Source organism: Acinetobacter sp. ANC 4204, assembly GCF_002135205.1.
Lineage (GTDB): Bacteria > Pseudomonadota > Gammaproteobacteria > Pseudomonadales > Moraxellaceae > Acinetobacter.
Genome location: NZ_NEFZ01000006.1, coordinates 1 through 18991, shown reverse-complemented (window position 1 = coordinate 18991; position 18991 = coordinate 1). Strand labels below are relative to the sequence as shown.

The 18991-nt window shown below is 40.2% G+C and carries 13 protein-coding genes and 1 rRNA gene; 5 read left to right on the top strand and 9 right to left on the bottom strand.

The features are described from left to right. The first annotated feature begins 11 nt into the window (after positions 1–11). Entirely contained in the window at positions 12–842 is an 831-nt protein-coding gene (proC, locus tag B9T36_RS12640) for a pyrroline-5-carboxylate reductase (RefSeq protein WP_086209828.1), read from the top strand. A 25-nt stretch (positions 843–867) separates the two neighbouring features. Then, positions 868–1437: a YggT family protein gene (locus B9T36_RS12635; RefSeq protein WP_004979206.1), complete on the top strand. Its 570-nt coding sequence runs from the start codon at positions 868–870 to the stop codon at positions 1435–1437. A gap of 143 nt (positions 1438–1580) precedes the next feature. Here the strand turns inward: B9T36_RS12635 and polA are convergent, their stop codons facing one another. Further along, complete coding sequence (gene polA, locus B9T36_RS12630) at positions 1581–4346, bottom strand: DNA polymerase I (protein ID WP_086209827.1); 2766 nt, start codon at positions 4344–4346, stop codon at positions 1581–1583. 162 nt (positions 4347–4508) lie between these two features. Here polA and B9T36_RS12625 point away from each other — a divergent pair, with 162 nt between their 5' ends. Beyond that, positions 4509–7214: a DUF2339 domain-containing protein gene (locus B9T36_RS12625; RefSeq protein WP_086209826.1), complete on the top strand. Its 2706-nt coding sequence runs from the start codon at positions 4509–4511 to the stop codon at positions 7212–7214. 49 nt (positions 7215–7263) lie between these two features. Here B9T36_RS12625 and B9T36_RS12620 read toward each other — a convergent pair whose 3' ends face one another. Both B9T36_RS12620 and B9T36_RS12615 read right to left on the bottom strand, forming a co-directional pair. Further along, positions 7264–8187: a mechanosensitive ion channel family protein gene (locus B9T36_RS12620; protein WP_086209825.1), complete on the bottom strand. Its 924-nt coding sequence runs from the start codon at positions 8185–8187 to the stop codon at positions 7264–7266. Between the two features lie 9 nt (positions 8188–8196). Then, a complete protein-coding gene (locus B9T36_RS12615; protein ID WP_086209824.1) occupies positions 8197–9009 on the bottom strand; it encodes a hypothetical protein in 813 nt (270 codons plus the stop codon). Between the two features lie 114 nt (positions 9010–9123). Between B9T36_RS12615 and gspE the strand changes: the two genes are divergently transcribed. Beyond that, a complete protein-coding gene (gene gspE, locus B9T36_RS12610) occupies positions 9124–10611 on the top strand; it encodes a type II secretion system ATPase GspE (protein WP_086209823.1) in 1488 nt (495 codons plus the stop codon). A gap of 64 nt (positions 10612–10675) precedes the next feature. Here the strand turns inward: gspE and B9T36_RS12605 are convergent, their stop codons facing one another. From B9T36_RS12605 to B9T36_RS12580, 6 genes are all read right to left on the bottom strand, one after another. Continuing rightward, positions 10676–13867: a sacsin N-terminal ATP-binding-like domain-containing protein gene (locus B9T36_RS12605; RefSeq protein ID WP_086209822.1), complete on the bottom strand. Its 3192-nt coding sequence runs from the start codon at positions 13865–13867 to the stop codon at positions 10676–10678. Between the two features lie 179 nt (positions 13868–14046). Continuing rightward, complete coding sequence (locus B9T36_RS12600) at positions 14047–14472, bottom strand: organic hydroperoxide resistance protein (RefSeq protein ID WP_086209821.1); 426 nt, start codon at positions 14470–14472, stop codon at positions 14047–14049. Positions 14473–14819: 347 nt separating this feature from the next. Further along, positions 14820–15644, bottom strand: coding sequence for a carbon-nitrogen hydrolase family protein (locus B9T36_RS12595; protein WP_086209820.1), 825 nt, complete (start codon positions 15642–15644; stop codon positions 14820–14822). A 23-nt stretch (positions 15645–15667) separates the two neighbouring features. After that, a complete protein-coding gene (gigB, locus tag B9T36_RS12590) occupies positions 15668–16189 on the bottom strand; it encodes an anti-anti-sigma factor GigB (protein ID WP_086209819.1) in 522 nt (173 codons plus the stop codon). Positions 16190–16301: 112 nt separating this feature from the next. Then, positions 16302–17270, bottom strand: coding sequence for an RsbU family protein phosphatase GigA (gene gigA / locus B9T36_RS12585; protein ID WP_086209818.1), 969 nt, complete (start codon positions 17268–17270; stop codon positions 16302–16304). A gap of 98 nt (positions 17271–17368) precedes the next feature. After that, complete coding sequence (locus tag B9T36_RS12580) at positions 17369–18268, bottom strand: VacJ family lipoprotein (protein WP_086209817.1); 900 nt, start codon at positions 18266–18268, stop codon at positions 17369–17371. Positions 18269–18819: 551 nt separating this feature from the next. Here B9T36_RS12580 and B9T36_RS12570 point away from each other — a divergent pair. Continuing rightward, a 16S ribosomal RNA gene (locus B9T36_RS12570) occupies positions 18820–18991 on the top strand; the annotation flags it as partial.

Here is an 18991-nt window from a genome sequence, read left to right as displayed (position 1 = left end):
GAGAAATAATCATGAGCGCAGTGCTGAATCGTAATATTTGTTTTATCGGCGGTGGTAACATGGCTCAAGCCCTCATTGGTGGCTTGATTTCACGTGGTTTACCTTCAACTCGCATTACGGTTTCTGATCCTGTTGAACAAGTTCGTCATTTATTGGCTGAAAAAGACTTGGTGGTGACTGAGGATAACGCATCTGCTATTCGTGAAGCCGATGTCGTGGTCTTAGCGGTTAAACCTCAAGTTTTAGCCAATGTTTTAAAACCATTAAACGGTTTATTTGACGGCAAGTTGATTATTTCAATTGTTGCGGGTGCTGAAATTGCCACGATTGCTGCACTCGCTGGCAGTGATCGTATTGTGCGTGTAATGCCAAATACGCCTGCTTTAGTACAAACAGGTGCGCATGGTTTATATGCCACTGAGGCTGTAGATAAAGAAGACCGTGATTTGGCGGGCCAAGTACTTGCTGCGACTGGCTTAACTTTATGGGTAGGTGAGGAAGCGCAGATTGATGCGGTGACTGCGGTGTCTGGTTCAGGTCCTGCTTATTTTTTCTATATGATGGAAAGCATGATCCGTGCAGGTAAAAACCTCGGCCTAGATGAAAAAGTGGCAACGGCATTGACGTTGCAAACTGCATTGGGTGCGGCGCAAATGGCAATTACCAGCTCAAATACACCAGCTGAATTGCGTAAAAATGTCACTTCACCGAATGGTACAACCCAAGCGGCACTTGAAGTGTTTGATCGTGCACAAATTTCACAAAATATCCAAGCTGCATTGGCTGCTGCTCAAAAACGCAGTCAGGAACTTGCTCAAGAGCTAAGTGAAAGTAGCAAATAATCGTTTTATTTAGGAAAGTTCAAGTATGGGTGCAAACTCTGCGCTAATTTTTGGCATCATTATTAACGTTGCAATTTTACTGGTGTTCTTCCGCTTTCTCATGCAATTGGCAGCGGTTAACTTTTATAACCCAGTGGTGATGTCGACCGTAAAAGCCACAAAAATTGTGGATATGTTTGGTCGTATTTTTCCAAATGTAGCGAAAGGCCGCGTTAACTTAGCGGCTTTAGTGCTTTTGGTTTTATTGTACTTACTGAAAATTTTTGGTGTCATGTATCTCTCTGGAGCGATGCCAAATAGTCCTGTGCATTTGGTTATTTTAACTTTTGTGACCATGATTCAGGACTTGATTCGTTTCTGTCGTTATTTGATTTTTGCAACAATTATTTTAAGTTGGGTAGTGATGTTTACGCAGTCACGCTCGCCTTATATTGAGGTGATTCAAGAGCTTGCTGAACCATTATTGGCACCGTTTCGCCGTTTGTTGCCCAATATGGGCATGATTGACCTTTCTCCAATTGTAGCGTTCTTGGCGCTGTATATTGCTGAAATGATTATGAATGAAGTAGCGATTGTTCTGCTCACTGGTTTATAAGATTGTAGCGAATAAAAAAGGACTCGATTGTGAGTCCTTTTTTTACGGCTGAAATTTTTTAGGTGAAGACGTTGATCTTTCTTCTAGGAGGCAAATGACTTCCATCCCAGCCTTCCTCCTTGGAGGAGGAAGGCGCAAATGCTTTAGTGGGCTTCATCCCAGTTTCGACCTTTGCCAACTTCAACTACAAGAGGGACTGAAATATTCAAGACCGATTGCATCACTTTAGCAAGCTGTGGTGCCAATTCATCTGCAATAGCTTCATCGACTTCAAAAACCAATTCATCGTGTACTTGTAGTAGCATTTTGGCTTGATCTTTCGGTAGCATTTGATCAACTGCAACCATCGCCATTTTAATAATATCCGCAGCAGAACCTTGTAGTGGTGCATTAATTGCAGCACGTTCGGCCGCTTGTTTGATCATTTTATTGCTTGCCATGATATCTGGCGTGTACAAGCGACGACCCAAAATGGTTTCGACAAAACCTTGTTCGCGTGCAATTTGGCGGGTGCGTTCCATATAGTCGAGCACGCCCGGATAACGTTGGAAGTATTTCGCAATATAGCCACGCGATTCTTCGCGGCTAAAACCGAGTTGACGGGTTAAGCCAAATTCAGACATGCCGTAGAGTAGACCGAAGTTGACTGCTTTGGCCTGACGACGTTGGTCTGACGTGACATCTTCGAGGGCGATACCTAAGACTTCAGCCGCAGTACGACGGTGTACATCTTGCCCATGATTAAAGGCATCAACCAAGGCTTCATCTTGTGAGAAATGCGCCATTAAACGCAGTTCGATTTGTGAATAATCGGCTGCCAATAACACGCGACCTTGCGGTGCAATAAAGGCTTTACGAATTTGACGTCCAATTTCTTCACGCACAGGAATGTTCTGTAGATTTGGATCGGTCGAAGATAAACGGCCTGTTGCGGTCAGTGCTTGGTGGTAGCTGGTATGCACACGATGGGTATCGTTATTGGCTTGTTTTAATAAGCCATCGGTATAGGTGCTTTTGAGTTTCGATAAACCGCGATAGTCCAAAATCAGCTCGGTAATCGGGTGGTCAATTTTTTCTAAAACGCTTTCTGATGTACTGTACTGACCAGTTGCGGTTTTTTTGCCACCCTTGAGTCCGAGTTTATCAAACAAAATCTCACCGACTTGCTTCGGCGAGCTGACATTGAAACTTTGTCCGGCCAGTTCGGTAATTTGGTTTTCAAGATTGGCCATGGTATTGGCAAACTCAACACCGAGTTGGTCGAGGAAGTCTAAGTCGAGCTCAATGCCGTTTTCTTCCATGGTGGTCAGGACACGGGCCACTGGCATTTCGACATTGTGTAAAATATTGACCAGTTCGGGATGCTTTTGCAGTTTGGCATCGAGCACTTCAAACAGGCGATAGGTTACATGGGCATCTTCCGCAGCATAGTGCGCGGCGGTTTCGATCTCAATTTGGTTAAAGGTTTTCTGTTTTGCACCTTTACCTGCCACCTGTTCAAACGTGGTGGTTAAGTGGCTGAGGTAGAGACGTGACACGTCATCCATCCCGTGACGAGTCGCCACAGCATTGAGTACATAAGATGCCAACATGGTATCGAAGTACCAGCCTTTTAGCTCGATGCCATGATTTTCTAAGACATGCGCATCATATTTCAAATGATGACCAATTTTCTGAACCGACTCATCTTCTAAAATCGGTTTGATTTGTGCCAAGATCTGTTCACGCTCTAGTTGCACAGGTGCATTTTCATAATCATGTGCAAGTGGAACGTAATAGGCATCTTGCGCATCAAATGCGACTGAAAAACCGACAATTTGCGCTACGCGATAGTCTAAACTGGTGGTTTCAGTATCAAAGGCAAAACGTTTTTCTGTACTTAAACGTTTGAATAAGGATGCCCACTGTTCTGCACTGAGCACAGTATGGTAGTTCGCTTGACCCAGTTGGTCATCGACACTGCTTTGGACGGCTTGATCTTCCGTATTGATAACGGTTTCAGATTGTGCTGATTTAACAATTTCTTGCGTCGCTTGTTTATAGGTTGCGCTATTAGGATTGTTTGGATGATCGAGCGATTGCAACTGTTGGCGGAATTCCAGTTCGGTATATAGTGAACGTAAGGCTTCGGTATTCGGATCTTGCAGTTTAAGATCGTCAAAGGTTAGTCCTGTTTCTAAGTCGCAGACAATACTTGCCAGTTGGTGATCTAGGGCAATTCCATCGGCATGTTCTTTGATGTTTTGACCGACTTTGCCTTTAATTTTATCGACATTTTCTAAAATGCCACCAATCGAGCCATATTCTGTTAACAGTTTTGCTGCGGTTTTGGCACCAACACCTGGAACGCCCATAATGCCGTCAGAGGCATCGCCCATTAGGGTCAGATAGTCAATAATTTGGTTTGGCCACACCCCAAACTTTTCAAACACGCCATTCACATCCATCGGCTTGTCTTTAAAGCTATCTTCTAAGGTGACTTTATCTGTCACCAGTTGAGCCATGTCTTTATCGCCTGTGGAAATCAGCACTTGCTGTCCTGCGGCTTCTGCACGTTTGGCTAAAGTCCCGATGATGTCATCTGCCTCTGCACCTGGGAGCATGTATAAAGGAATACCTAAGGCACGAATCAAGGCATGCAAGTATGGAATTTGTTCCGATAATTCATCAGGCATGCTTGGGCGGTCACCTTTATAAATGGGCGACAGCACATGACGGAAAGTCGGTTCAGGGGTATCGAAAATGACAGCCATATGCGTTGGTTGAGTACGACGCATCAGTTTCTGGATCGCAGAAATTGCCCCACGAATTGCATTGGTATGTAAGCCAGTTGACGTGGTGAGCGGTGGCAAAGCATGAAAAGCACGAAATAAAAAGTATGAGCCATCGACCAAGACAAATGGTGGCATTGCAAGATTCCTTATCCAAATAACCTGTTCATTGTACGTGATTTTGCCACAGAACAAAGTGTATTGATGTACCGATTGGCATAGATGGTTACCGTTCAGCGCTTAAATAGTGACGCCAAGCTGATGTATTATTTGAAGATGAGAAAAAGAGATTGAGAACGGATGCAAACTGGACAGCGTGAAATTCGCATGATGTGGTTGATGGGGCTGACCATTGTTGCAATTGCAGCATGGTTTTTAGCTGTGCCACTATTAAGTGCATTGTGTGGAATCGCTTGGGTCATGAGTGTCATGCACTATGTTGATAGTATTGAAAAACCCAGTACGACGTTGGCGGAACAACGGGGCATTGCTTTTCAGCCAACGTCAAAAGTGCCGCTTTACCTTGCGTCTTTCATTATTTTAATCGGGATGGTGGGGCAATGGGGCGGACTCATTGGGTTGGGGATCAGTGGTTGGTTGTTCTTTTTCTTTCGCTGGTTGCGTCGCCTAGAATATCTATTGTTATCTGTGCAAGCACAGCCACATCAGGGTATATCCGACCGTTTCCCAGAATTTGAAAACTCTCTCCCTTTACCCACGAAGTCCACCGTTCTAAATAACACAGATGATTTAAGTCTCACTGAACAAGTGAAACACTGGCTGTGGCGGGGCAATCCTGTGTTAAAAGTCGCGATTGTGGTACTGCTGATAGGGCTTATTTTATTATTACGCTTTGCCACCGAGCATTGGCAGTTGAGTCTTGCGGTCAAGCTCAGCCTCGTTGCTGCGGTAAGTGTAGGTGTCGTGGTCTTTGGTTATGTGCTTCAACACAAAAACCGCAGTTTTGCTTTGGCTTTGGAAGCACTTGGACTGTCAGGTTTATTTTTGACTTTGTTTTTTGCTTACTACAACGCCGTGATTGCAAGTTTAGCAATTGCAAGCCTGTGCTTTGTGGTGGTGATGGCAGTGACACTTTGGCTTAGTTTAAGACAGCAGTCGATTGAACTAGCGTTAATGGCGATGGTCATTGCATATTTAGCACCTTTTACCTTACCTGTACGGAATGCCACTGCGATAGAGCTGGTGGCCTACTATTTGGTCATCAATATTGCGGTTGCTGTTTTAAGCACGTTCAGACCGTGGAAAGTCCTTAACCAAATTGCCTTTTTAATGACAGTGGTCGTAGGTGGAGCGTATGCTTTTTATCAAGGCAAAGCGCCTGAGCGTGACATGCTTGCCTTGTTGGTTTTGGCCCATAGTGCCGTCTTTATTTGGCTGAGTTTTCGTTATAGTCAACTGTTGGCACGTGAGGATTTAACTCAATTCAAGTTGAACCCGATCTTGGATGTGGCTCTAATTTTTGCGGCACCCATTGTTGCTTTTGCTTTTTTGTATGTGATGTATTTTGAGGAAACGACTTGGCAGGCAGGCTTCAGTCTAGGCTTCGCAGCGCTCTATGCCATGTTTTATCAACTTATAAAAAGAGCTCACAGTGTTGAGCTGATTGCACAAAGTTATCTCAGTTTGTCCTTGGTCTTTTTGGCGTTGATACCTCCCATTTTACTGCCTGATCAGTGGGGTGTGGTGGGTTGGAGTGTCGAGGGTGCGCTGATCTTTATCTACGCTTTGTATCGTACCTCGAGCTTGAGTCGATATTTGGCAATGGGCTTATTGGCGGTAGCAGGACTGTCGAGTCTCTACTATGTGGTCGAGCTCAATCGTTTTCCAACGGAAGTTTATTGGGCGTTGTGTCTGAGTTATTTTACTGTGGTTGCCGTTGCCAACAGTGTAGAGCGTTTTAGACAACAGCTGTCTTTTGCCACGATTGCCTTTTTTTGCTTACAACTGCTTTCAGCAACCAGCATGTTGTTTATTTTGCTTTTAGATGAAATCGACAGTAAAAGTCAGGTAACAATAGCGCTACTGATCATTACACTTTTATATAGCGTGTTGAATGAGTGGCTACTCTACCGCAAAGCAAGTTGGTCATGGCTATTGCCCAAATGGGTTGGCCTGATTCCGTTGTATGCGGTTGCCTTTATTTTCTTGGTTGACCTGAGCCATGATGGCATCATTATGTGGCATTCTGGCTTAGACCGTCTATTGTTTGCTTTAACGAGCGGATTACTCACCTTGCTGTGGTTACGCCCGCTACAGGGTGTGGAGGATGAGCTGGAATGGGTGAGTTTGGGTGCTTTATTGAGTTTGGCGCTGACCAGTTTAACCTTCATTCCAAGTATGCCATATCTGAGCATCGTTATTTTACCGCTCGCCTTTGCCGTATGGTGTTATGCGCAGCCCACTCCAAACTTGTGGCGAAAGTTTTGGCAGGCGCGTAATACCTTAGTGCTTATGCTGTTTTGGATCGTCTGTTCTCAGATCTTTAGCCAGCAAGCTTTTCAACTATATTGGTTGCCGATATTCAACCCATTCGACTTGATCAGTATTGCGATGCTGATCGGGTTTATTTGGATGCTGAATTTACAGATGAAAGCAGGCTTGGAAAAAAGTCTGGGTGCTATTTTGATGATGTCGAGTCTCCTTTGGCTGAGTAGTTATGTGGTGCTACGTGCGCTGCATGTCTACTTCCTAACACCTTATAATGACTGGCAAATGTGGGAAAATGCGTTGGTGCAATTGAGCTTTACTTTGCTTTGGGTCAGTTTGGCATTCATTTGTATGCTGACGGCAACCAAGCGTAATTTACGTTCATTGTGGATTTTTGGTGGGTGTATTTTAGTTCTTGTGACGCTGAAATTGGTCTTGTTTGACTTATCTCACATTGGGACACTCACCCGCGTGATTTCATTTTTAGGTGCAGGTTTGGTGATGTTGGTAATCGCGTATATTGCGCCGATGCCTGAACTTGAAGAAAAGACTAATTAAACAAGTTCAGCTCCTTATGTCGGTATGAATCATAAGGAGCTGCATTGATTTATTTGATATTCGGCTCACGTTTTAGAGCTTGGGCATTGGTATATTGATCAATATCTTCATGAGACAAAGGACGTGAAAGTGGGTGATCAACAAAACCCATTTTTGGTACAGGAATTTCAATTTGGTTCTCTAAGAACCCATTACGAACCCGTTCCTGCATTTCATCACGGACTTGTAGATAGTGATCTTGCTGGCACCACACAGCAAACAGTAACTCAATTGACGATTCGCGAAAGGCGGTGACGGTCACAGCAGGTTTGGGATCTGCAAGCACCAAAGGGTATTTGTTGGCAACATCAATCAGTACTTCACGGACTTTAATGATGTCTTCATGAAAGTTAATCGCTAAGGTGATCGGAATACGCCGTATTGGAAACTTGGAGAGGTTGTGGACAGGTGCCCGAATCAGTTGTTCATTGGGGAGTCGAACGTAAATATTGTCTTGAGTCAATAGTTTAACTGAGAGTAAGTCAATTGAGATGACTTCACCCTCAATGGTATGTCCGCGAATGAGGGTAATTTGAATGGTATCGCCAATTTCAAAAGAACCTTCACCAATAAGAAATAAACCACTGATTAAGTTGGATGCAGAGGTTTGCGAAGCAAAACCCAAAGCTACTGTTAAGATACCCGCGGCGCCTAAAAAGACGCTCAGTTTAAAACCTGCTTCTTTGAGACTTGCCATCACAAAGATCAAGAAAATGAAGTAAAAGATACCCCGCCGCCAAACTAGTCGTTGATGGGCGTTAAACTTAGTCCCAATGGTGCGGATAAAAGTATTGGAAACTAAACGTGCCAAGACAAAACCAACAAAACACAATACTAAGGCAATTAGTATTTCGGTTAATCGCTCTGTGTTGATGTTGGTGAAAATGCCTTTTAGGCTACTGCTAATCTCTTGGGGAATATTTGAATTTGGCATATGTTCCCCCTAGAAGAATGAATCAAACATATTAAACAGTGCACTTGCCGAAGAGCGTGGCGGATGCATATAAATGACTTTACCTGCATGTGGTGGTGTTCGGTTTTCGATACGGATACGAGGTGGTCGATCAATTCCTTCATGCATGACTTTAATTTGTGAAGTCCAAAGTCGTCCCGTACTTTCACTATAGAAGAGTGGTAATGCAGGAACGGGGACATTCATTCGATCAAAACGTAGTTGTAAATGGCTGGTGTTTTGAAACTCAATAGGCGTCACTGCACGGAAAGCGCGTGGTTTTAACTGATGTAATTCAGTCCTCCCATCGACGGCTGTCGCATAAGCAATTTCCCCAGTACGATGATTTGGGCCAAACCACGTTTCTTTGGGTAAAATCACAGGAATATCAAATAAAGGGTCACGCTGGCCTTCAATAAAACCTGAAATTGACAAAGGTGTACTGATATAAAGTGTCCCACGTTGCCCCGCAGGAATGTAAATCGGATCGACAGGCTTAATCACCACTGAACGATCAGCTAAACGTGGCATCAGTTGAATCGTAGAGTGGGTGTTTTTAAACATGTAGCGTTTGATTTCGACAGGGTGTGGAAAGGCGAAATGTGGGTCTTCTATCGCATGCCATTTTTGCTCATAGTCATACTGAACTTGAGGACGATGAAACTCTAAACGCCACTCTTGTAGACCACGAGTGAGGCGAAAGAGTAATGAGCCAAATTGCCATGCACGGGCTTGATTCAGCTCAAAGTTGTATTCGCCCCACCATTTTAAATTGGGGCTATCCGATTCAAACAGTTCATTCATATTAGGCAACAGCACATTTCCTTATATTGCAAATCAGTGAAAAACAGACTTCACGCTGTCATACGCTTAGAGTACACTCAAAATAATATTTTTCATCATTATTATAATTTTAAGATGCAAGTGCTTAAACAATTACAAATTCCCTATAGTTTTGCTAAACGACATGGCGTGCTACTACGCTACGAAGGCGATCAAGCTTATATTGTGCGCCGTGAAAGTACCCCTTTGTTGGCTTTGCAAGAGGCACGTCGTTTTTTAGGTGTGGCAGCACAACATCAATTGTGTAGTGATGAAGAGTTTCATCAGCTTTTGAGTAGTAGCTTTGCAGGCGACAGTGGTGAATCACAGCAAGTGGCCGCAGGTTTAGAAGATCATCCTGATTTACTCAGCTTAGCCGACCAAGTGCCTGAAGCTGAAGATCTGATGGATCAAGAAGATGATGCTCCAATTGTTCGTTTAATTAATGCCTTATTGTCTGAAGCGATTCGTGTTGGCGCATCTGATATTCATATTGAAGCCTTTGAAAAGAAACTGTCGGTGCGTTTACGTGTCGATGGGCAATTACGTGAAATTGTCCAACCACGCCGTGAGTTGGCACCGCTGTTGGTATCACGTATTAAGGTCATGGCTAAATTGGATATTGCGGAAAAACGGATTCCACAAGATGGACGTATTTCATTGCGTTTAGCTGGGCGTGAAGTCGATGTGCGGGTATCAACTTTGCCATCATCACATGGCGAACGTGTGGTGATGCGTTTACTCGATAAACAAGCGGGTCGTTTGAATATGACTCATTTGGGCTTATTGAAGCCTGACTATGAGCGTTTGACTCAATTGGTGCATCGACCACACGGTATTATTTTGGTCACAGGGCCGACAGGTTCGGGTAAAACCACGACACTTTATGCAGCACTTTCAGACCTCAATGACGGCTCTAAAAATATTTTGACCGCCGAAGACCCGATCGAATATCAACTGGAAGGAATTGGACAGACGCAAGTCAACACCAAAGTCGATATGACTTTTGCGAGAGCCTTAAAGGCCATGCTGCGCCAAGACCCTGATGTGGTGATGGTGGGGGAAATCCGTGACTTAGAAACGGCTGAAATTGCGGTACAGGCGTCACTCACAGGGCATTTGGTATTATCTACACTGCATACCAATACAGCCATTGGGGCGGTCACTCGTTTAAAAGATATGGGCATTGAGCCATTTTTGTTATCGAGTTCTTTGATTGGTGTTATCGCACAGCGCTTAGTACGTACATTATGTAGCCATTGTACCACTTGGCATGAAGCCGATGCGTTTGAAACACAATTATTTCAGCATTTGAATCCCAAAGCAGTACTACAATTGCCACAACCAAATGGCTGTGAGCGTTGCTCACATACAGGTTTTACAGGGCGTACCGCAATTTATGAAATTGTTCCTGTGGATGATCAAATGCGACGTTTAGTTCATGGTAACGCAGCTGAATTTGAGCTAGAAGCTTATGCACGACAACATTCAGGCTCTATTCGCGATGATGGTTTGCGTAAAGTATTGGCAGGGAAGACTACGTTGGAAGAAGTATTGCGTGTGACCAATGAAGCGGCTGAATAAGCCACTTTATTTATTTTGTTGATATTTTGATCAAGAAGTTAATATTTATGATCATTTACTTACTTCATGTTTTTTCAGTAATTATTGTAAAAAGGATTTCGATGAAACTTTTAAAATCGTTACCTCTTTGAATAATGTCTTGAGGAATTATACCTCTGTATTCGATCAGGTGTATTGATTTTTCTTGGTGTTTTTCTGCCTCTAAGTTGTCTTCAATTAGCGGTTTTATTGTGTCTCCGATGTTCGTTACAAATTTTGTAAGTGGTAAAATTTCATCTGTTGAAAGTTTGTATCTATCGTTTTTACCTGGATAGCGTGTAATGTCCACCGTACACAAAGCATAACGCCTATTTTCTTCAACTGCTCTTTGTAATTGTAGTTTACTCATAGAAACGGAATTTTGTGAGTTCCACCTCGATTTTACCTCTATGAAATAAACGGGATTTTTGTCAAGGAAAATAACGATGTCTTGACCGCCTTGTATATTGGTTGTTTCTGTTTCATTGTCGCCAAATGAAACTCTGTTTTGCAATTCCTTAGATAATTTTTCTCTAATTAGCTTTTCAATGTATGTTCCAATTTCGTATTTATGGTGAAAATCGGCTTCAGTTTCCCTTTGCTGTTGAAGCAAGATGGTTGCAGCGTTTAAAATCGCTGAAAAATTTTTTTCTTGCACAAGTTTTCCGAGTTTTTTTAGATCTGATTCTCCTAAAGTCACAATTGAAAAAATATCGTCTTTGGTATTTTCATTAGTAACAACTTCCAACATTACATTTGCCTTTTTATCATCAAGTCTTGGAAAAAGTTCTGCATATTTTTTTTCTCTCAAGGATTTTATGATGTTTAGTATTTCAACTTTGAAAGGGTGTTCGTTTATGTTGTTAATGTCTGTCCCAAAGAAAATGTCTTCAATTTCTGTGGTTAGATATTTGCTTGTTACAAATCTATCCTCCGCAACAAATTCATTAAATTCTATGTAAACCAATTCTTTTCTGATTTCGTTCTTTGCCACCTTATTGTAAAGGCCTTTAATTTCAGGAATTATTTCAAGATCTCTTTTTAGTTCACTAATGCTTTTTAGTTGGTTTATTTGATTAGGATAAATTTTTGAAGCCAAATAAACCTCTTTAAGGCTGTCTTCATTGCAGTTTGCAATTTCAAGTAACAAGTTAATGTTTTCTTTTACCCAATTTTCGTTGTGATATTGAATTAAGTTGAAGAAAATTTGAACTAATATCTTCCTTGATGAACGAATGTCTAAATTTTCTTCTTGGTTTTCAATGTTAGATAATTGAATTAAATTTTCTCCAAAAGAATAATACTTGCTGATGATTTTTACTAATGATGAAGGTTTGCTTTGTGAATTTACATTGTTGTTCAGCTTGCAATACTTCAATAAACTTTCAAAGAAATTAGCATTAAGTTTTTGAGTTTTGTCAAATGATTGAACATTGTAAATTTGTTCATTGATAGTTTCAGGAAAATAGATACCAGTTGAAGCCTGCATTTCGTCCAATTTTGTTTTAACGCTATTTGAAAAGTCTTTTCTATTGAATTTGTCAAAATGGAATTCAAAGCAAAAATCTTTATGAATTATTCGTTCAATAGAATCTGGGATTAAAGACTTCCCAATCTCAATAAGTGTTCCGTTTAAATTTTTAGGCGTAAGTAGCAACGAAAGAAAACATAATTTCCCGTCTAAGTTTGGTAATAAAGTATGTTCTGAAAAATAATTTATCTTTTCTTCTATGATTAGATATTTGTAGTAGTTGATTAAGCAATATTTGTCAAACTTAGATAAATGTTCTTTTGATATTTTCTCAACTAAATCCTTATGTCCAATAAAGTCAGCTTTTCCTTTTGTTTTTTCGTTTGTCCATTCACTTGCAAATTTGCTCCATAAAACAATTTTTTCTTTTATCGGAATGTTGTTATAAAATGTCGAAACCAAAGTGTAAATGTCATAAAAAAACTCTGTGTTGTTTAATAGTTCCTCGTCAAAAAAATAAACTTGGTTAACGGGTTTAAAACCGTCAGAGGTTTCAACAATAGGCAAAAACTTATATTCTTCTATCCAAACTTTTTGCAGTGATTCAAAATACTCGTTTAATAAGCTATTGTTTGTATTTCTTTGGAAATTTATTTGAGCATATAAAAGCGGATTTGAAACGTTTAATAGGTTACTTTTTAAAAATTCAAAAATTAGTTGTGATGCTTTTTCTATTATTTTTCGGTTTGCTTCCTCTTGCTCCTTTACTTGGTCTTTGTTGCTTTTTAAATGTATTCCATCTCTTGGTTCTGTTGGCAAAAACTTATTACAGTTGATAACGAAGTTTAAACCAAAATCCTCTGAACCAATTAGAGGATAATATAAAAATAATCGGGCAATTCTTTCTGAAAACTGAAACAATTCGAGATTTTCGTTGATTGGAAGAATTACTTCAATTTGGTCGTCAGTTTCAATGATTGAATAAATTATTTTGTTTGTTCCATTTTTTGAAATAGTTGTTTTGTATAATTCTATTCCTTTGTCATTTTCTACTTTTATTTTTTTAATTCGTTCAAACGAAGTTTCAGAATCATTTAAAACGATTTTTACTTTTTTGAGTCGGTCATTTATCGTTAAAACAATAGGAATGTAGTCTTCTAAGTCTTTACTTGATTCTGCAATGTAATTTCGTTCTTGGTCGGTTTCGGGTAAAAAAGTGAATGTCGTTTTTATTTCAGGGTTGGCAAGAATTGCACCTTTTTGTATAAGCTCATAAACATTTTCTTTTTGCGTTCTAATGTTTTCACTTAACGTTTTCCACTCTTTCGGGCTACGGTCGATTAAAAAATCTTTAATTTCAAAAAATGTGTTGTTTGCTTCAAGAGTTGAATTGATACGAAATTTACGCCCGAATGTATGTGTCGTCAAAAAACCTGTTCCGTATTTTCCAACTTCTGGAATGTTTGTTTCCTCTCCGTATTTTCCGCTTACTTGCTTTATTAGAGAAATGAACGATTTTGTCGTAAATGGTTTTCCGTTATGAGTAAATGAAAACCCGTCCTTGTAATCTAAAACGACTTCACATTCCGTTGTAAGGTCGCAAGCATTTTGAACCAGCTCCCATACAGCACGATTTGACGAAAAATTATTAAAACTCTCAAAACCTCTTATCATCTTGTCTGCGTGTTGTTTCAAATCTGATAATTCTGATTCTGTCTTTGCATTTTCTAATATTTCATTACGGTTTATATTTTGCATTTCACTCATTTTTGTTTCACGTTATTTTGAAGTTTAGATTTTGTATTCTTTACTGTATTGTTTGTGAATATATAAACTTTCATGAATATAAGCTATATTTTTCAATAGTGATGTGCTGTTCTATCAAAATAAAATTATTTCTACCTAAAAATAAAATTGTATTTTTAGGTAGATTCTTATGAGAAAAATCAAACAATTACATTCAATGTCACATCAATATTGCCACGCGTTGCATTTGAATAAGGACAAACGATATGTGCTGCATCCACCAATTTTTGCGCTTCGGCTTGCTCTAAACCTTCTAAATGAATATTTAAAGTCACTTGAATACCAAAGCCTGTTGGAATCGGACCAATCCCAACATCACCTTCGATATATACGTCAGGTGTAATTTTTAAATGGTCACGGTTTGCGACAAACTTCATCGCACCCAGAAAACATGCAGAATAACCTGCGGCAAAAAGCTGTTCAGGGTTGGTGCCACCACCTGCACCGCCCATTTCTTTAGGCACTGCTAATTTAACATTTAAAATGCCGTCTGATGACGTTGCGCTACCATCACGACCACCTGTTGCTTTTGCGTGTGCTGTATAAACGACTTTTTCTAAAGACATTTTGATTCCCTAAATATTGTATTTGAGTCCTTATCCTGTCTTAAATCATAGAAAGAATAAGCAGTGTTTTTGTAAATTTACACAGAAAATCGTTATGATTAAATTGAGACTTTAGTCTATTAAAAATCAATCATATAGGTTCGATTGCTAGTTCTCAAAGCTTTCCTAGCTGTGGCTTATTCATGTGAACGCAAACGGAATGTAATCAGTGACATTATTCACCATTTAAAGGTAAATAGAGTTATGTATTTTTAGTATTGGAGATTTCTTCCGTAGAAGAACAGTAGATGTTCATCAAGATAATTTGGTGCGAAGAAGTCAGTAGTTTTTAAAGATTGTGACTTGATTTAAAACTGCATTAATTTTCGGTGTTGCATCAATGGCATACTTTCACGGATATGAGCTTGTTCTGCCAAGTCAAAAGGGACGGTAATTAGCTGAGCACCTTGAGTATGAATCAAATCCAAAACTTGACCACGGCTATTGGTTGCTGCCGTATGCCCCCAAGTTTGTCTTTTTTCACCATGCCAACCTTGTTGCGCAGCGCCTAATACAGTGCATTGGCTATCCATCGCACGTGCTTGTAATAATAATTGCCAATGCATTTGACCTGTGGTGTAAGTAAATGCAGCAGGCGCCGTCAAGATATTTGCACCTTTCGCGCGTAAAGTTAAAGCCAGTTCAGGAAAGCGTAAGTCATAGCACACCATTAAGCCGATATCACCAAAAGGTGTTTTCGCTACAACGACATCTGTACCAGGTTCAAAAAATTTAGATTCTTGGTAACCACCTACAGCATCGCCAACTTGCACATCAAACAAATGAATTTTGTCATAACGTGCTTCGGTACGCTCAGGACTAATACAAAGACTCACTGTACGTACACGACCATCCTTAATCACTGAACCATCTGGACGAAAGGGGCATGGCAACGTTCCGGCAACAATCCACGTTTGGTATTGATGCGCCAATTTTTCTAAACGTTTTTGAATATCTTCGAACTGTGCCGCAGTCTCACGCTGTTTGCCTGCTGCAAAACACACGAAGTTTTCTGGAAACACAATGAGTTCAGCACCATTTGCTTTACTTTGTTGAATCAGAGACTCAATGACAATGAAATTTGCGTCAATGTCATTTTGAGAATTCATCTGTACAGCAGAAAGTAAAGTCATAAATGGGCCTGTAGAATTTGTTGTTATGCGTTTTGTTGCTGCGACACTTGGTCGAGGCTGTCTTGTTCTTTTTGCAATTGTTTAACTAAAGGTTCAAACATGTTTTGATTACTTTGGTTGAGTTCCATTAACGTTTTATGTGCATCCAACACAGTAGTTAACATATTACGATGCGTGATATGTTCTTCTGTAAGTTCAAGGGTGCAAACGTTTGGATCACCGCAGTAATTTAAAATCACAAAAACTTGCCCTAGCCCCATACTATTGGCCAAGGTCGTGATATCTGAGTTGGTGGACAACATGACAGCTTGGATATTATGGATCTGTTTAAGCTTTAAGCCTAACTTCGCCAAAATGCCTAACACAGTGCTGTCAATGAATGTAGTTTGAGTTAAATCTACGATTGCACCAACAACATTTGACTGTTGTTCAATACGGTTTAAAAGTTTGTCTAGACTGATACAAGATTGGGCACGCACTTCGCCAATAAGCTTAAAAATATGCGTTCCATTCAAGCTTGCATATTCAACATGACCTGTTGACATATAAATGCCATTTGCAGAGAAGGATAGGAAATTATCCCATAGGGCAAATACTTACTCAAGTATCTAACAGTCTTAGAAACTAGGATATTGTAATAAGTTATTGATAATTTGATTAATTCATTCGACGTAAACTTAAAATAGCAATATCGTCTGCAACATGCTCTGGTGCTTCAAAGGATTGATTTTGCAAATGATAGACCAATTGTGTGAATTGATCATTTAGTCCACCACTGAACGGTTCAAGAGCTCCATCGGAACAAATAATGAAGCGGGCATGACGGTTGAGCACACATTCATGCTCTTCAACCTCTAGCTCTTCGGTAAGGCCAAGAGGAAAACTGCTGGTGTTTAATATTTTAGGTGCTTGGTTTGGTTCAAACACAATGGCAGGGGGATAATGTCCTGCACTCGACCATCGTAGTTGGTGGGTTTCGAGGTTTAAAATTCCTGCAATCATGGTAATGTGCTTTTCAATATTTTCTTGCACCAACATGCCATTAAGTTTCTTAATGAGCCCACGTGGTGTTTTGGCACGACCATGAAAAGCCGCCATCCAAGAGGTTAATAAACTACTGGTGACACCATGTCCAGAAACATCAGCCAAATAGAACATCAGTTCTTTGTCACTAATTTTCCAGTAATCAAACCAATCGCCAGACAAATAAGCAGAAGGCTGAAAAAAGGTTTCAACGGTATAGTTTTGTAATTCTATGGGATTAGGCAAAAGTCGTTTTTGCAATTCGGCTGCAGAAGGTAGATCTCGACTATCTTGGTTACGTTTATATTGTGCATCAATCTTAAGTAAGGATTGCTGTGGGTTACTGGGCAGTTTATTCCACATCCAACCAGCTAATGCACCGAGCTCCCAAGCTTGAGCTAAAGCACTTCCTTCATTTTCAAAGGCAAGCACGATCGTTGGGAGTACCCATTTGTGCTCTAAATAATCTTGGATATCAGCAATCGCAATAATCGTTGGGTCATAAAGATCAATATCTTCTATGCGAATCATTTGCACACTGGGCAGTGTGTCTAGCACCTGTTCTAAATATGGAATATGGCGAGAGGGTTGAATGAAATACATAAAAAAATTGGCTTATCCTTAGCATTAAGCTATAGCTTTACTATAACAAGCAAATTACAGCTAGAGAAAGAAAATTCAGCTCTAGCTGTAACCCATTGTTATTCCGTATCTAACATTTGATGTGATTGATTAGAAGAAGGGGAGTCGGTAGAGTCATCGTCACCAACATCGTCAATAAACATACCTTCAGCTTCTACACCCTTTTTCTCAGCAATAATGAAGTTTTTACGTTGTAAATAAATATCACGAATTGAAGAGTATTTGTCGCCTTGAATCGCACCTTCAATATCAATGAGTTGTGAGCGAACATCAATACCACGTAAAACTTGTTCGGACCAATATAGGCCTTCTTCATCTTCTAGAATGTACCGTTGCGGACGTGCATAACCATCAACGACCAAACCAAAACCATCACGGAAAGTACTAGGTCCAAAAACTGGGAGTACGAGGTATGGGCCAGAAGGCACGCCCCAATAGCCAAGTGTTGTACCAAAGTTTTCATCTTCCGTTTCTAAACCTAAGCGCGAAGCAGGATCTGCAAAGCCTAAAGTAGTCACTGTATTAATAGTGAATCGACCTAATGTTTTTGCCGCACGACCAGGTCTTCCCTGAATTAATTGGTTGACTGCATTCCAAGGCTCACCAAGATTTTTACGAAAGCCACTATACGAATCACGAACAGTTGAGGGAATCTTTTCTTTATATTCAACAGCAATAGGGCGAACGATTGCACGGTCTAATGCATCATTAACAGCAAAAATTTGCCGATTTAAGGGTTGAAGTGGATCTTTTACACTATCGGGTTGTGCTGCATTGGCATCTACTTTTAAATCTTTCGCTTTAATGTTCTTCAATTCTTTAAGCGAAGAAGATGAAGCTGCTTGTGGATCAGCACTGGTATCTATTTCGCTTGAAGCTGTAGTTACATCTTCAGCAAATGCAAAAGTCGTGAAGCCTATAAACAGAAGACCTGCACATAAATGGCGAATGTGTTGCATATAAAAGAGTTCCGGAACTTTATAATCAGCAGATTGAATTAAAAATATAATCTTTTAACTATATTAACAGCTCTTAATTGCTCATTGTTAAATCAAATTTTAAGAAATGTTAGTAAAAAGATGTATTTTTGTCGAATAAATAAACAAGTGGGAGTTTTTTTATAAATAATTGAGAGAAGGGGGTTGCAAGGGGATAGAAATGCTGTAGAATGCACATCCATCGGCGGTGATGAAGATTAAAACTTCTGATAAAACAGCAACTTAGTTAAAATTGATTGAGTTGGGTTTTAGAAAGAGAGTTTAAAATAATTTAAATTACCAGTTGACTTTTAAGAGATTGAGAGTAATATAGCCGACCTAGCTTGATGGTGACGAACCATTGAGAAGATCATTAAGAGATTATGAAGAACAACTTGTGTGGATTTTTACTGATTGATTGATCGAAAATATTTCATTGATTGATGGTAGAAATTACTCGAAGTTTATTTGAGCGAATTTTTAGTCAGAAAATTGATGAGCCAGAATTGTGACCTTAAGTCACTAAATGATTTTAACTGAAGAGTTTGATCATGGCTCAGATTGAACGCTGGCGGCAGGCTTAACACATGCAAGTCGAGCGGGGGGAGGTAGCTTGCTACCTAACCTAGCGGCGGACGGGTGAGTAATGCTTAGGAATCTGCCTATTAGTGGGGGACAACATTTCGAAAGGGATGCTAATACCGC

Excerpts from the sequence above, each read along its gene's own strand:
- proC (WP_086209828.1), top strand. The coding sequence starts at position 12 with ATGAGCGCAGTGCTGAATCGTAATATTTGTTTTATCGGCGGTGGTAAC.
- B9T36_RS12635 (WP_004979206.1), top strand. The coding sequence starts at position 868 with ATGGGTGCAAACTCTGCGCTAATTTTTGGCATCATTATTAACGTTGCA.
- polA (WP_086209827.1), bottom strand. The coding sequence starts at position 4,346 with ATGCCACCATTTGTCTTGGTCGATGGCTCATACTTTTTATTTCGTGCT.
- B9T36_RS12625 (WP_086209826.1), top strand. The coding sequence starts at position 4,509 with ATGCAAACTGGACAGCGTGAAATTCGCATGATGTGGTTGATGGGGCTG.
- B9T36_RS12620 (WP_086209825.1), bottom strand. The coding sequence starts at position 8,187 with ATGCCAAATTCAAATATTCCCCAAGAGATTAGCAGTAGCCTAAAAGGC.
- B9T36_RS12615 (WP_086209824.1), bottom strand. The coding sequence starts at position 9,009 with ATGAATGAACTGTTTGAATCGGATAGCCCCAATTTAAAATGGTGGGGC.
- gspE (WP_086209823.1), top strand. The coding sequence starts at position 9,124 with ATGCAAGTGCTTAAACAATTACAAATTCCCTATAGTTTTGCTAAACGA.
- B9T36_RS12605 (WP_086209822.1), bottom strand. The coding sequence starts at position 13,867 with ATGAGTGAAATGCAAAATATAAACCGTAATGAAATATTAGAAAATGCA.
- B9T36_RS12600 (WP_086209821.1), bottom strand. The coding sequence starts at position 14,472 with ATGTCTTTAGAAAAAGTCGTTTATACAGCACACGCAAAAGCAACAGGT.
- B9T36_RS12595 (WP_086209820.1), bottom strand. The coding sequence starts at position 15,644 with ATGACTTTACTTTCTGCTGTACAGATGAATTCTCAAAATGACATTGAC.
- gigB (WP_086209819.1), bottom strand. The coding sequence starts at position 16,189 with ATGTCAACAGGTCATGTTGAATATGCAAGCTTGAATGGAACGCATATT.
- gigA (WP_086209818.1), bottom strand. The coding sequence starts at position 17,270 with ATGTATTTCATTCAACCCTCTCGCCATATTCCATATTTAGAACAGGTG.
- B9T36_RS12580 (WP_086209817.1), bottom strand. The coding sequence starts at position 18,268 with ATGCAACACATTCGCCATTTATGTGCAGGTCTTCTGTTTATAGGCTTC.